This window comes from Psychrobacter immobilis (assembly GCF_904846185.1).
In the GTDB taxonomy this organism is placed as follows: domain Bacteria; phylum Pseudomonadota; class Gammaproteobacteria; order Pseudomonadales; family Moraxellaceae; genus Psychrobacter; species Psychrobacter immobilis_B.
Genome location: NZ_CAJGZQ010000006.1, coordinates 73,872 through 88,311 on the forward strand (window position 1 = coordinate 73,872; position 14,440 = coordinate 88,311).

10 protein-coding genes and 4 tRNA genes are annotated in these 14,440 nt (G+C 43.0%); 3 read left to right on the top strand and 11 right to left on the bottom strand.

Annotated elements, in window-relative coordinates:
- Positions 1 to 92: 92 nt before the first annotated feature.
- Positions 93 to 527, top strand: a complete 435-nt coding sequence (locus JMW94_RS04635; protein WP_045447676.1) for a MerR family transcriptional regulator — start codon at positions 93 to 95, stop codon at positions 525 to 527.
- A 63-nt stretch (positions 528 to 590) separates the two neighbouring features.
- Here JMW94_RS04635 and rimI read toward each other — a convergent pair whose 3' ends face one another.
- The 11 genes from rimI to JMW94_RS04690 all read right to left on the bottom strand — a co-directional run bounded on the left by rimI (position 591) and on the right by JMW94_RS04690 (position 10,495).
- Complete coding sequence (rimI, locus tag JMW94_RS04640) at positions 591 to 1,088, bottom strand: ribosomal protein S18-alanine N-acetyltransferase (RefSeq protein ID WP_201602015.1); 498 nt, start codon at positions 1,086 to 1,088, stop codon at positions 591 to 593.
- A gap of 181 nt (positions 1,089 to 1,269) precedes the next feature.
- Positions 1,270 to 2,460 carry an elongation factor Tu gene (gene tuf, locus JMW94_RS04645; RefSeq protein WP_055124836.1) on the bottom strand — a complete coding sequence of 397 codons (1,191 nt, stop codon included), beginning with the start codon at positions 2,458 to 2,460 and terminating at the stop codon, positions 1,270 to 1,272.
- Positions 2,461 to 2,958: 498 nt separating this feature from the next.
- Positions 2,959 to 3,033: transfer RNA gene (locus JMW94_RS04650), tRNA-Thr, on the bottom strand.
- A 119-nt stretch (positions 3,034 to 3,152) separates the two neighbouring features.
- Positions 3,153 to 3,226: transfer RNA gene (locus JMW94_RS04655), tRNA-Gly, on the bottom strand.
- 83 nt (positions 3,227 to 3,309) lie between these two features.
- A tRNA-Tyr gene (locus JMW94_RS04660) sits at positions 3,310 to 3,393 on the bottom strand.
- A 67-nt stretch (positions 3,394 to 3,460) separates the two neighbouring features.
- Positions 3,461 to 3,536, bottom strand: a tRNA-Thr gene (locus tag JMW94_RS04665).
- 182 nt (positions 3,537 to 3,718) lie between these two features.
- Positions 3,719 to 5,215, bottom strand: coding sequence for an anthranilate synthase component I family protein (locus JMW94_RS04670; protein WP_201602018.1), 1,497 nt, complete (start codon positions 5,213 to 5,215; stop codon positions 3,719 to 3,721).
- Positions 5,216 to 5,429: 214 nt separating this feature from the next.
- Positions 5,430 to 6,596, bottom strand: a complete 1,167-nt coding sequence (locus tag JMW94_RS04675) for an FHA domain-containing protein (RefSeq protein ID WP_201602037.1) — start codon at positions 6,594 to 6,596, stop codon at positions 5,430 to 5,432.
- Positions 6,597 to 6,719: 123 nt separating this feature from the next.
- On the bottom strand, positions 6,720 to 7,574 hold the full coding sequence (locus JMW94_RS04680; RefSeq protein WP_201602052.1) for an RsiV family protein: 855 nt from the start codon (positions 7,572 to 7,574) through the stop codon (positions 6,720 to 6,722).
- A 213-nt stretch (positions 7,575 to 7,787) separates the two neighbouring features.
- Positions 7,788 to 9,383 (bottom strand): peptide chain release factor 3, encoded by a 1,596-nt coding sequence (locus tag JMW94_RS04685; protein WP_055125693.1) that lies wholly within the window; start codon positions 9,381 to 9,383, stop codon positions 7,788 to 7,790.
- A gap of 188 nt (positions 9,384 to 9,571) precedes the next feature.
- On the bottom strand, positions 9,572 to 10,495 hold the full coding sequence (locus JMW94_RS04690) for a hypothetical protein (protein WP_201602054.1): 924 nt from the start codon (positions 10,493 to 10,495) through the stop codon (positions 9,572 to 9,574).
- Positions 10,496 to 10,773: 278 nt separating this feature from the next.
- Here JMW94_RS04690 and JMW94_RS04695 point away from each other — a divergent pair, with 278 nt between their 5' ends.
- Both JMW94_RS04695 and polA read left to right on the top strand, forming a co-directional pair.
- Positions 10,774 to 11,187 (top strand): organic hydroperoxide resistance protein, encoded by a 414-nt coding sequence (locus tag JMW94_RS04695; protein ID WP_060490459.1) that lies wholly within the window; start codon positions 10,774 to 10,776, stop codon positions 11,185 to 11,187.
- Between the two features lie 197 nt (positions 11,188 to 11,384).
- On the top strand, positions 11,385 to 14,375 hold the full coding sequence (gene polA, locus JMW94_RS04700; protein ID WP_413786183.1) for a DNA polymerase I: 2,991 nt from the start codon (positions 11,385 to 11,387) through the stop codon (positions 14,373 to 14,375).
- Positions 14,376 to 14,440: the final 65 nt, after the last annotated feature.

The following is a 14,440-nucleotide window of genomic DNA, read 5'->3' on the forward strand; positions in this document are numbered from 1 at the left end:
GATGACGAAGTGATTGATAGCTTATGTCTGTTTGTTAATCGCTACTTTATTAACTCGTACCTTATCAACTGCTACCTACCGACGAGGTTATCATGGCACCCGACACATCGTTCTTACTGATTGGAACACTGGCAACAAAAGCTCAAACAACCAAAGACACCGTTCGTCATTATGACCAACTGGGCTTGCTAAAATCTCGTAAGCGTCAGGCAGGCTCCCGTTTATATACCGAGTTTCATCCAGAATGTATCGAACGTATTGAGCTAATCAAAAGTGCGCAAGCGATTGGCTTTACACTCACTGAAATCAGAGACAGCCTGAATGATTATTACGACGGTCAATTGGATGTTGATTTACAACTGATGCTTACTCAGCAAAAATTGGCTCAAATACAAAAACAGCAAGCCAATATCAGCCTCATGGTAGAGCTATTAAGCGAACGCATCGACGTTCTTGAGCGTATGAAAGTAGATAATGACTATAAACTCAATATTGAAATCTGCAAAAAGAAAATACCCACTCAATAATAATAAAAGTGCCGACCCATCTACTATTCTGCGGGTTTATTTGGTTCCATTCGATGCCATGAATTATTCTCGGACGTAAAGATGCTGCATAATCAATGCATCAATAGCTGGTTGATGTGGAGTTTGGTAATACCCTTTACGCTTATGAATGAGAGCAAATTCTTGCTGCTCATATAAGGCTATCGCAGGCGCATTATCTGCGCGCACCTCTAATAAAAGGCTCTCTACCTGACTGGTCTTTAACTCTGTATTCAATCTGGCAAAAATCTGTGAGGCGATACCTTGGCGTTGATAATCAGGATGAGTGCCAATACGTAAAATCTCCGCTTGTTCAAAAATCACTTGATATAAACAATAGCCTGTCACAGTATTATTAATAATAATATTGTCTTTTTGCTCATAAACGATCAGCAGATGCATGCTATCTTGTTTGAGTGATTCCACCAATGTCTGATAGCCCCAAGCATCTTGCGGTTGAACGATGGCTTCAATATCCGCTACTGCTTGCAGCACTTGCTCAAAATCTGCACTATGGGTTGATAAAACCTTTATCATCAACATTATGTATCCTCTTATTATTATTTATACAAACCCAAATACCATAGCACTTACTGTATTTCAAATATTTATCATTATAATATTGATTATGCCGTTATCTGTTTTGTAGCCAAAAAAAAGCCACCCTTTCTCAAGGATGGCTTTTTCATGACTAACTTACAATCTCATTACTGAGACTGATAGATTAGTTTAGTACGTTAGCAACAACACCAGCGCCTACAGTACGGCCGCCTTCACGAATTGCGAAGCGAAGACCTTTGTCCATAGCGATTGGGTGGATAAGCTCTACGCCCATCTCAACGTTATCACCAGGCATAACCATTTCAGTACCGTCTTGTAATTGGATTGCACCAGTTACGTCAGTAGTACGGAAGTAGAACTGTGGACGATAGCCGTTTAGGAATGGAGTATGACGACCACCCTCTTCTTTTGACAGTACGTATACTTCTGCGTCAAACTTGGTGTGAGGAGTGATTGAACCTGGCTTAGCTAGTACTTGGCCACGTTGTACGTCTTCACGCTTAGTACCACGTAGTAGTACGCCACAGTTTTCGCCTGCACGACCTTCGTCAAGCAGTTTACGGAACATCTCTACACCAGTACAGGTGGTTTTTTGAGTGTCACGGATACCGACGATTTCGATTTCGTCGCCTACGCGTACGATACCAGATTCAACACGACCTGTTACTACAGTACCACGGCCTGAGATTGAGAATACGTCTTCGATTGGCATTAGGAATGCTTTGTCAACGTCACGCTCTGGCTCTGGGATGTAGGTGTCAAGAACGTTAAGAAGTTCTACAACCGCTGGTTGGCCGTATTTTTCTTGTGAGCCTTTTAGGGCTTCAGTCGCTGAACCATGGATGATTGGGGTATCATCACCTGGGAAGTCGTAGTCATTAAGAAGTTCACGAACTTCCATTTCTACGAGTTCTAGCAATTCTTCGTCATCAACAACATCACATTTGTTCATGAATACGATGATGTACGGTACGCCAACCTGACGTGAAAGCAGGATGTGCTCACGGGTTTGTGGCATTGGGCCGTCAGTTGCTGATACGACTAGGATTGCGCCGTCCATTTGAGCGGCACCGGTGATCATGTTTTTAACATAATCGGCGTGACCTGGGCAATCGACGTGAGCGTAGTGACGTGCTGGGGTGTCATATTCTACGTGTGAGGTGTTGATGGTGATGCCACGTGCTTTTTCTTCTGGTGCTGAGTCAATAGACGCGTAGTCTTTGGCTTCGCCACCAGAGGTGATTGCGGCTACAGTTGCGATGGCAGCTGTTAGGGTTGTTTTACCGTGGTCAACGTGTCCGATTGTACCGACGTTGACGTGTGGCTTTACGCGTTCAAACTTGGCCTTTGCCATGGGTATTTCCTCTTTTTTTGGTGAATCTTTATCAATCAAAGATCGGTGAATAGCTGTTTGACGGCTCATGATGCATACAGAACCATCAAACCGTTGACGCTATGGCTTATCTACTAAAACTGTTTGATCACTTTACGACTGTATATATGTGCTCAGATCATGCATTTCAATGCTGCACACATAGGTTTAAGCATTATACGTATTTTTTAATCTAGTCAACATTACAAGATATTATACATTATCGCTGTTGCACTACTTTATCTTAGTGTAAATCATTAATAATATTGGAACCTGCCGAACCTAGATACTTTTATCTTAGATACTTACTCATGTATTGATAACTTAATAAATTGACAGCACTAAAAGGCAACACCTCAGTGTCACCCTTAAATATTATTTGCTACACTGTAATTTATAATTTTCAATATTTTGTAATTTCGATATCGACACGAACTGTTTAAAGATGGTAAAGCAAACACAAGAGGTTTAAACAATAAATGGAGCTCATATTGAGAATTGAACTCAAGACCTCTCCCTTACCAAGGGAGTGCTCTACCGCTGAGCTATATGAGCATGTTTTTAATAACCACAAAAAACAACTTATGGATTTACTAAAAAAAATATCACGATACAGCAATACTAAAACTGACTGTCGTGATGATTTATTGATAATCTTTGCGATGTTGTATATATGGAGCGGGTGGCGGGAATCGAACCCGCGTCATTAGCTTGGAAGGCTAAGGTGTTACCATTATACCACACCCGCAATTACTCTTATTCAGGAAGACTCTAATCGAGAGTCATGAAGTATAAAGAGTATGCTTGGCGCTATGACAAACTTAAAAAATATGGTGGTGGGAGAAGGATTCGAACCTTCGAAGCTTTCGCGACAGATTTACAGTCTGTTGGGTTTGACCGCTCCCCAATCCCACCTTAGGTTGCTTTAAACAAAAATGGCTTTAGTTTAAGACAGATTCATAAAAAGCTACTTTAAGAGAGATGGTGCCGACTGCCGGGATCGAACTGGCGACCTACTGATTACAAGTCAGTTGCTCTACCAACTGAGCTAAGTCGGCTTGTTCTCTTAAAGTGGTGGCTATTCTATCAAATTTTTTGAAAGACGCAAGCCCTTTTTTGCCTTTTTTATGATTATTTTAATAAAAAAATACAACTGATTGATTATAATGATGTTTTTTAAATAAAAAAATAGGCGGTTTTTCCACAATAACCGCGTACTGTGTTTTTATGACTGGAGTCCCTAGCGAATCCGTAAACCATTACACGCCATTTTTACCGCTTTGACCAACGCTAATGCTTTTTTGTTGGTCTCTTCCCACTCTGCTTCTGGAATAGAATCAGCAACAACCCCAGCGCCCGCTTGGATATGAATTTTACCACGGCGCATGACTGCAGTACGAATGGCAATGGCGGTATCCATGTTGCCATGCCAGCCCAGATAACCGACTGAGCCGCCAAATACCGTTCGGCGGACTGGCTCTATCTCGTCAATGATTTGCATGGCGCGTATTTTGGGCGCACCTGATAGCGTACCAGCGGGGAACGTCGCACAAAAAACATCCAACGCATCCTTATTGGGCAATATCGTCCCTTCAACATTAGAAGCAATGTGCATCACTTGCGAATAACGCTCGACAAACATCTTTTCGGTGACTTTGACACTGCCATATTCACAAACGCGGCCAATATCATTACGACCCAAATCGATAAGCATCAAGTGCTCAGCGATCTCTTTTTTATCACTCAGCAGCTCTTTTTCAAGCGCTAAATCTTCCGCTTCATTTTTTCCGCGTCTACGAGTACCCGCCAATGGTCGTACCGTCACTTTGCCATTTTCGATACGTGATAATATCTCAGGGGATGCTCCAATAATGTCGAAACGCTTGTGATCATCGAGGGTGTAACCATGCACCAAGAATAAATACGGCGATGGGTTCAAAAATCGTAGAGCACGATAGACTGCTAATGAGTCGCCAGTATAATCCGCCGTCAAACGCTGCGCAGGAACGACTTGCATGACATCGCCTGCTAAAATGTAATCCTTTATTTTATTGACATCATGACAATATTTCTGCGCGCCTGTTTGTGAGGTAAATGTCGGCGTCGGCATTACGGGTGCGCTCAGATTTGGCATTTCTGCCAGTTTTTCTTCAATTTTTTCTAGCTCGCGGATGGCATTGCTATAGCCATCTTCAGTGTGACAATCAGCATAAACGATGATAGATAACGTATTTTCTAAACTGTCAAAAACAATCACGCTCATTGACAGCATCAGCCACATATCCGGCATTGTCATCGGATTGGGGGCGCCTGACAAACCCACGCTTGGCTCGATAACCCTCACCATGTCATAGCCAAAGTAACCTACCAAGCCGCCGCTAAAGCTCGGTAGCGTTGCAATATCCTCGACTGTTGGCATCTTATATTGCGCCATTAGCTGACGGATATAGTCAAACGGGTCAGCGACTGCATCGACATCGGTATGGTCATTTTTTTTGACGGTCATATTACCATCGGCATACTGCAAAATGAGATCACTACCTAAACCAATCATCGAATATCGTGCCCAACGCTCCCCGCCTACGACAGACTCAAATAAATATGCAGAGCCGCTTAAATCACGTACTTTAGAAAATACAGATACTGGTGTCTGTGCGTCCATTAGACGTTTTTTTATCAGTGGAGCATGACTAAAGCCACGGTCTTTAAAAGCTTGATATTCTTCAAAGTTCATCATAATAATGCTCTCTTAACAAAATATTGGCAAAAGATAAAACAGCAGACTGTTAAATAAAATATAGCGTCAACACTCTATTGAATGTTGACGCTATCAAAGTGACATATTCGTGAGGGTTGCTGGACTATTAGCCGATAGTAGCTAACAGTTGGCTAATAATTATACCAAAGCCCGCTTGGATTAGAGCATCTCAAACGCACTGGTCAGTACTTGGTTACGCACCGCCCATGTTAAATAACCACAATGCTAACGCAATAATGATGATGGCAATAAACACCCAAATAAACCAACCACCGCTTGGTTTTTTCTCTGCCTGTCCTACATTGGCTGTATTACTGATAGCCTGATCCATCGCATTATTACCTTCTGTGCCAAGATCACGAGATTGACCTAGATTGGCAGTGCCAGAAAATTGTGCGGTTGCCGCCTGCTTGGCTCGTAGAATGTCGGGATCTGCTTCTTCTTGTAGAGCAGTTTTAGTCGTTTTGTCATGCTCTGATTCAACTGCTGGCTTTTCATGTACAGCTGACTGCTCTACTAATGACGTATCATGAGCAGATGCTGTCGGTGCCGCCTCTCTCGCTGTGACGGCTTCTGGCTGACTTACAGCAGGTTGTGCATCTGCTACAGTTGCAGCAGCGATTGGTGCCGCTTCAGTTGTGTCGGACACGGTATTACCTATAGCCGTTAAGACTTCATTGATGCCCGTTTGTTTCACAATAGGCTCCTGAATCGCCTCCTGTAAGACTGGTTCAACTGTTTCCTTAACACTGGTCTCAGCTACCCCTACTGAGTCTGCTACTCTATCCGAGGCGCTATCAACAGGTACTGTCTTCACATCAGCTGTCACAGGCAGAATAGCTTCGATGCCCGTTTGCTTAACAATCGGCTCTTTTGCTACTGATTCATGAACAACAGGTTCACTCACCGTCAAGTCTTCGACAGACTGCGTTTCGGCAGTCGTTTCAGCAACCACTGTCTCAGTCTCAGCCACTGAATCCTCTACTGCTACGGGCGCTAATACATCAGTATCTGTAGCAGCAAGTGGCGCATTTACCTGAAAGCTAAAACTGGCAAAGCCAATGGTATCATCTACCTGTAAAAGGCTCGATGTATTACCTTCGATACGCTGCTCGTTGATAAATGTGCCGTTCGATGAGTCTAAATCTTTGACATACAATCGACCATCTAAGATGCTTAACACCGCATGATTACGCGATACTTGCTTGCTACCAAGTACCACGTCGTTGTCGCTGCCACGACCAACAGACAGGCTGTCATTGACCGTCAACGTTAGGTCACCAAGCGCTTCTGTTAATGCATTAAGTTGCCAAGTCTCTGTGTCGACTGTCGCCTTCATACTATCTGTATTGTTCGTCATGCGGTAACTCCTTATTCTTTTATTAAATTTCAAATGGTTTTAGATAAATCATTGCCAATTTTTTAAGAGATTTTACGATTTTTTTAATATAAACCGTAATAAGTTATGCAATGACCATCCGAACTATTTAGGTATAAAGTGCGGCTTTATGACACCGTCGAGCTTACTGTACGGAATACTAAGTACCGGCATACCGTAGGCATATGGGCCGATATCGTAATGCTGATAACGAATATCGATGCCTTTATCCGTCAGTGTCACATTGTCACTTAAGGTAAATGGCCAGTTTTTCTCATAACTGCTGACATCGTCGTCAACCGTTTTGACCCAAGTTTTATAAGCATCATAAGCAAGCGCTTTAAAACGTGATTCCTTGCCTGATTGAAGCATATCCTCAAGCGTGATTTGTTTTTTGGTATTAAGGTCAAATATCAAGTATTCGCTATGAGGCATGCCATGAGCGCCACCTGTAAAGACATAAGTATTAATTTCAAACAGTTCGAAATCACTGACATGACCTAAATACTCAGGCGTTACCATTAAACTATAAGCCCATGAACTGCCCTCTGGCATATCTATGAACTGTGAGCTGGCAAAGTCATCAATGGCGGCTTTCACCATTGTCTGATTGACGTTCGTTTTGATAGGCGCAGATTCAGTAGGTTTACTATTGACGACTAAATTATTAATACGTGCATTGGCGATATCATTGATCCAACCGTGATTGGTCTTCAGATATTTGATGTCAATTTCTGGACAGTTATCGCGCTCAACACACTGTGCTTGCACTTTTTTAGGCAGTTCATATTCTAGATAATCCGTGCTACTGATGAGATTACCTGCATTGGCAGGCATCGCGATGCTACCTAGCAGTAAACTGCCGGCAAGCAGTCTCAGCAGAAGACTACGACTTGCTGTCATCGATAAATGCGGATTCATTGTTGGCTGACTGATATCAATTTGATTCGCAGCGTTCATATATCCTCTTTTATAAACATAAGATGTTACTTGATATTCTACCGTAACAATTACGATGTATTGTAGGAACACTGTTTGTGTTTTTAGGGTTTTGCTGTCTCCTGCTAACGAATAGCTACCTACCCTCTCTCGTTTAATACCTAAATCTAAGCTAATAAAAAAGACACGGCTGGCGTGTCTTAAAAGATAAACTAACTCGTGAAACGATGGATTTTAATGCTCACGAGTATTGCTAAAAGTGACTTCTGGATAGCGATCTTGCATCAGCTGCAAGTTGACCCGTGATGGGGCAAGATACGTTAAATAACCACCGCCATCTAGCGACAACTGGTCATGGGCTTTGCGTTTGAATTTCGCCAATGCCACTTCATCATCACAATGAATCCAGCGTACGGTGGCAATCGATACTGGCTCAAAGATACACTGTACTTTGTACTCTTCTTTGAGACGATGCGCGACCACTTCAAACTGTAGTACACCAACCGCACCCAAGATTAAATCGTTGTTAATCTGCGGCATAAAGACCTGTGTCGCGCCCTCTTCGCTTAGCTGCTGCAGCCCTTTTTGCAAGGCTTTCGATTTGAGCGGATCTTTTAGGATGACACGGCGGAACAATTCAGGCGCGAAATGCGGAATACCCGTAAAGTTCAGCTCTTCGCCTTCGGTAAAACTGTCACCGATAGAGATGGTGCCGTGATTATGCAAACCGATGATATCACCCGGATACGCTTCTTCTAACGCTTCGCGATCCCCTGCCAAAAAGGTCAGTGCATCGGCAATGCGTACGTCTTTACCCAAACGCACATGCTTTAGCTTCATGCCTTTTTCATACTTGCCTGAACACACGCGTAAAAATGCAATGCGATCACGATGGCGTGGGTCCATATTGGCCTGAATCTTAAAGACAAAACCACTAAAATCCGTCTCTGTGGCCGCTACTTCACGCTCATTGGTCGGATGCGACTTGGGTGGCGGTGCATATTTGATCAAGGTATCAAGTACCATGTTTACGCCAAAGTTACCCAATGCTGTACCGAACAATACTGGCGTCATCTCGCCCGCTAAGAACGCCTCAACACTGAACTCTTCTAACGCCATTTGTACCAGCTCAAGTGACTCTTCAAAAGCGTCAAACATCAGCTGACCCAAACGCTCACGGATATCTGGATAATCGTAGCCTTCGCGAGTCTCAGACACTGTCATCTTACCGCCATTACCTTTTTCATAAAAGTAAGTCTTGTTTTCGGTCAGATGGTAGACGCCAACGAAATCTTGTCCCATACCGATAGGCCAAGTCACTGGGATACATTTAATTTTTAGCACTTGCTCAATTTCACTGAGCAACTCAAGCGGCTCACGAATCTGGCGGTCAAGCTTGTTGACAAATGAGATGATTGGCGTGTCGCGCATGCGGCAGACTTCCATCAGCTTGATGGTTCGCTCTTCGACCCCTTTAGCCCCATCGACCATCATCAACGCGCTATCCACAGCGGTTAAGGTACGATAGGTATCTTCACTAAAATCGGCGTGACCCGGTGTATCCAATAGATTGACCACATGGTCTTGATAAGGAAACTGCATGACAGAAGTGGTGATCGAGATACCACGCTCTTGCTCCATACTCATCCAATCTGATGTCGCATGTCGATCGGTCTTACGGCCTTTGACCTCGCCTACTACCTGAATTGCCTGACCCCATAATAGTAACTTTTCAGTCATAGTGGTCTTACCTGCATCGGGATGCGAGATAATGGCGAAAGTACGGCGTTTAGCCACTTCTTTGTTTAATTTCTTTGGATCTACGCTCATAATTTTTGGCTTCAACCTTAACTTCAAAAAGGCTGTCTTTTAGACAGTAATCTAACTAAATAGAATAAATAATGAGCGTATTGTAGCGGATTTAGCGTCAAGGTGCAGAATTAGCGCATAAAAAAACACTCCCTAGATAGTCAAATAGAGAGTGTTGGTCAGTTTTTTAACATGATAAGTTTTTATGATTAATAGTAACGTTTGATTTGTGCGGCCAAGAAATCTCCTGCGACTTCATTGACTATCGTACAATCCACCACACCGCGAAGACTGTTAGTATTCGGATTCATCACACCTTTGGCAACATAATTTGCTTCATAAATAGCATTTTTATCATTCGTGCCATCGTTATATTCGACACCATTGTACTGATAAGCAGGCTGATTTCGGTATTCAGAGAACGTCACTTGTGCCGCTTTTTGCTTATTGCCTATGCCTACACCAAACTCAGAAGTTCTATAGCCTCTATCATCGCTAAAGCGGTTTTCAGCTGCATCAATCCACTTATCGAGCGATGTATATCCCGTCTTGTTTTTGTCGTTAAAGGCTAAAAACGAGCGTTCGCTCTCGACTACTGGAATATAGCAAACAGAGCCTATCGGAAACTCTGCATTGGCTGGAATCTTAGGATAATTATTTAAGTCGGTGAGAATACCGCGACTGTTATTTATGTTTGTACCAGCGCTATAACTGTTTGCCTGCAAGCCTGATAAGTTGAGCGTCTTATAATTGGTTTCGTAGTCTAGCTTGTTATTACTGTTTTTTTCATAAATAGGACGTTTGACAATGCGGTTATCAACTTCAATGTTTTTGTTTTCCAGTCGCCCTTCAAAATTGTCTGATAATACCGTTCTGTCCAAAGTATTCAAACCTTGATTACTATAATTATTAACGATATTTTTTATCTTGATTTCACGCTCACCAGTACGGTAGGTCTCATCGATGCGTGCAATAGCGCTATCTTTCGCTTGCTTATCATAGCTATTGTCAAAGCTGGTCAGCGTAATCTTATTACTACCCGAACCATAAATACCATCATCCTCCCCGCCGCAGCCAGCAAGGGTAAATGTTAGCAAAGAAAGTGCAATAGGTAACACCATTGATTTATTCATCGAATAAGACCTTTATTGGTTAGATTTTTTATCATCTATTTTGGTAACTTTATTTTTTACAGCTATATTCCTATATTACATTAATACTTCTGTTACTTATAGCGATTAAGCTTTTCCTGCGATAGTTAAATGCAGCTAAAGATTCTACTAACAGTTCACTTACAAATCCACAGTATATACTTACGACTGACCTATATTGCTCATGCACTGGTTTGTTATGCTGAATCCCTATCAAAATTTAATGCTTGAACATAAAAACTCACAACAAAGGATATGTTATGAAAACACTATATTCCACCAAAGCAACAGTTACTGGCGGCCGTACAGGTAATGCCAGTCTGCAAGACAGTGATTTGACGATTAATATGGTCGCGCCGGGTTCCAGTAAGGACGGTAATAATCCAGAACAGTTATTTGCGATGGGCTATGCAGCCTGCTTTGATGGCGCACTTGCTGCGGTCAAAGGGGCAGAAAAAGCAAAGTTTGACTCTACCACTGAAGTATCCGTAGATTTAATGAAAGGTGAAGGCTTAGATTTTCAATTAGCCGTGAAAATTCATGTCACTGCTGAAAACACAGAGCTATCAGCGGATGAGTTCCAAAAGCTGGTCGAAAAAGCCAATAAAGTCTGCCCATATTCTAAAGCGACTCACGGTAATATCGATAGTGAAGTGACTTCAGAAGTGAGATAGGTTTTTAATAATAACAATGTCGGCTTCATCTATAAGAGAACTCAGTGAATACTGGGTTCTTTTTTTATGAGCGTCTGTCAGCAGTAGAAATATCATAACTATCGAGAAGTTCGGCAAGGTCTGATTTTATCGTTATAATGGAAGCATCGTTTTATCTGATATTTACTCTATCTGATACCTAATAATAAGTGACTTTTATGACTGACCATATGACCGACTCCTCCGCAGACAACAACCACAACTCGCATCAAGCGCTTGACCCTAAAGCCCTACCAAATTTTGATACCATGCCCAACGTAGCGACTATGGACACCAGTCACGTGGACAAAAATCAGCCACCTTTTATTTTGGTTGATGGCTCTTATTATCTGTTTCGCACGTATCACGCCTTGCCAAAGACTATGCAAAACTCGCAAGGGCTGATAACGAATGCCATCCGTGGCACGCTCAATGCGCTGTTAAAACTGATGCGTCGATATCATCCGACCCATATGGCGGTCTGTTTTGATACCAAGTCACCCACTTTTCGCCATCATATGTCTGCTGATTACAAGGCGGCTCGTCCGCCCATCGACATAGAGCTGGTGGAGCAAATTCCTTATATCCATCGCTTGGTAACCGCTTTGGGCATTCCACTGTTACGCATCGAAGGTGCAGAAGCAGATGATATTATCGGCACACTGGCGCACCGTGCGGTCGAGCAAGGTCATCATGTGGTCATCTCAACTGGCGATAAAGACATGATGCAACTGGTCAATGACTGCGTCATATTGGAAGACAGCTTCACGGGTAAAGTAACGGACACCCAAGCGGTCATCGAAAAATTCGGTATTAATCCAAACCAAATGATTGATTTTTTGACCTTAATGGGTGATGCTTCTGACGGTATTAAAGGCGTGCCCGGTATCGGCAAAAAAACCGCCAAAGACTTACTCGTTGAGTACGGTGATATCGACAATATGTTAAAGCATATTGGCTTTATTAAAGGACGCGGCGCTAAAGGCTTGATTGAGCATGCAGAGGAAATTCCATTCAATGCCAAACTGGCCACTATCGTCACAGACTTAGATATCGGTCAAGACTGGAATGATTTGAAAATCGATACCAATCCTTGTGCTCATATAGATGAATTGCGCGAGCTGTATAGCGAGCTTGAGTTTAGAAATGAGCTTGCTTCTCTTGACCACCCAAACCATCCAGCCAATGCTAATGGGAACGGCGCACAAAGTGTTGCAAGTAGCCAAGCAGATGCTGAATCACAAGCACAAGTTGCCAAATCTCTGCAATCATCCAATATTGAAAATGTCCAAAACGGCAAACAGCATGATAGAGCGTGGCATACTATTTTAGATGAGCGTGCGTTTGACAGTTTGATTGAATTGTTAGAGTCTGCGCCGCACTTTGTCATTGATACCGAAACCACTAGCGTCCATTGGCGTCAAGCACAAATCGTCGGTTTGTCTTTTGCGGTACAAGCGCATGAAGCCTATTACATACCACTGACACATGCGCTAGAGGGTGACGAGCTGACGGCTAAACAGCTCGACCGCGATAGCGTTTTAACACGTCTAAAACCTATTTTAGAAAACCCAAATATCGGTAAAATCGGTCAGCATTTAAAGTACGACGCCCATATTCTCAGCCATTATGATATCGATTTATTGGGTAATATTCATGCTCGTCCCAATAATTGGGCGATGGATACCATGCTTGCCAGCTATGTGATTAATGCTGCGATTACCCGTCATGGCATGGATGATTTGGCACGCCATTATCTACAAACCCAAACCATCAGCTATGAAGATGTCGCTGGTAAAGGCGCTAAGCAAGTTACCTTTGATCAAGTCGCCATCGATATCGCTAGCGACTATGCTTGTGAAGATGCTGACATTACTTATCAGCTATTTGAGGTGTTCAGCGTTGAGCTAGCCAATGATGACAATAATACCAAATTGCTCAATGAGCTAGAAATCCCAACCGCCGAAATCCTCTGTCAAATGGAAGCAAACGGCATTTTAATCAAACGCCCATTTTTAAACGAGTTATCAAAGCGCTTCGATGAAGAAATTATCGCGCTAGAAAAACGCGCTTATGAAGTCGCTGGTGAAGAGTTTAACTTAGGCTCACCGAAGCAGCTCGGTGAGATGCTATTTGAAAAACTCGGCGTTCCGGGTGGCAAAAAGACCAAATCAGGTCAATACTCTACTGGTGAAGCCGTACTGTCAAAAATCGATCATCCATTGGTCGATATTACCTTAGAATATCGCGGTCTATCTAAGCTCAAAAGCACTTATACCGATGCGCTTGATAATGTCGCAGATTCTGAGACTGATCGCGTACATACCAGCTATCATCAAGCATTGACCAGTACTGGGCGTTTGTCTTCGACTGATCCCAATTTACAAAATATTCCGATTCGTACCGCGACTGGTCGCTTGATTCGCCAAGCCTTTATCGCACCAGAAGGTCGCGTTATTTTGGCGGCGGATTATTCACAAATTGAATTGCGTCTCATGGCACATTTCTCAGGCGATAAAAACTTAACTGAGGCCTTTAATGAAGGGTTAGATATTCACGCTGCGACTGCTGCTGAAGTACTTGGCAAGGATGTTGCCGACGTAACCTCGACCGAGCGCCGTAATGCCAAAGCCATTAATTTTGGTCTACTGTACGGCATGAGCGCCTTTGGACTGGCCAAGCAGCTACAAATGAGCCGCAATGAGGCACAAGATTATATCGATATGTATTTTGATCGCTATCCGGGTGTCAAAAACTATATGATCAATACTCGCGCCAGTGCTCATGAGCAAGGCTATGTCGAGACGATATTGGGTCGTAAGCTTTACACGCCTGATATCACTCATAGCAACCGTATGGTCAAGCAAGGCGCTGAACGTGCAGCTATCAACGCCCCACTACAAGGCTCAGCCGCTGATCTGATTAAGCTTGCCATGATTGCCGTCGATCAAGTATTGCCAAAAGAGCAAGCCAAAATGCTGCTACAAGTCCATGATGAATTGGTGTTTGAAGTGGATAGTGACAAGGTAGATGAGATTAGCCAACTCATTACTAATGCAATGCAAGACGTCTTAACGACCACTGCCGTTGAAAAAGGCTGGAGTGTGGAGTTTGCTGTGCCGTTATTGGTTGAGACGGGTGCTGGTGAGAATTGGGATGAGGCACATTAAGCATTTTTGTAGAATAAAACAGCTCAAGACCTAACGTTTTTATTTTATATGATATGGGCTGTTCT

Bases quoted from the DNA above. Each gene is read 5' to 3' on its own strand.
- JMW94_RS04670 (WP_201602018.1), bottom strand. From the start codon at position 5,215: ATGATGAACTTTGAAGAATATCAAGCTTTTAAAGACCGTGGCTTTAGT.
- rimI (WP_201602015.1), bottom strand. From the start codon at position 1,088: ATGTTGATGATAAAGGTTTTATCAACCCATAGTGCAGATTTTGAGCAA.
- JMW94_RS04690 (WP_201602054.1), bottom strand. From the start codon at position 10,495: ATGAATAAATCAATGGTGTTACCTATTGCACTTTCTTTGCTAACATTT.
- tuf (WP_055124836.1), bottom strand. From the start codon at position 2,460: ATGGCAAAGGCCAAGTTTGAACGCGTAAAGCCACACGTCAACGTCGGT.
- JMW94_RS04635 (WP_045447676.1), top strand. From the start codon at position 93: ATGGCACCCGACACATCGTTCTTACTGATTGGAACACTGGCAACAAAA.
- JMW94_RS04695 (WP_060490459.1), top strand. From the start codon at position 10,774: ATGAAAACACTATATTCCACCAAAGCAACAGTTACTGGCGGCCGTACA.
- polA (WP_413786183.1), top strand. From the start codon at position 11,385: ATGACTGACCATATGACCGACTCCTCCGCAGACAACAACCACAACTCG.
- JMW94_RS04675 (WP_201602037.1), bottom strand. From the start codon at position 6,596: ATGACGAACAATACAGATAGTATGAAGGCGACAGTCGACACAGAGACT.
- JMW94_RS04680 (WP_201602052.1), bottom strand. From the start codon at position 7,574: ATGAACGCTGCGAATCAAATTGATATCAGTCAGCCAACAATGAATCCG.
- JMW94_RS04685 (WP_055125693.1), bottom strand. From the start codon at position 9,383: ATGAGCGTAGATCCAAAGAAATTAAACAAAGAAGTGGCTAAACGCCGT.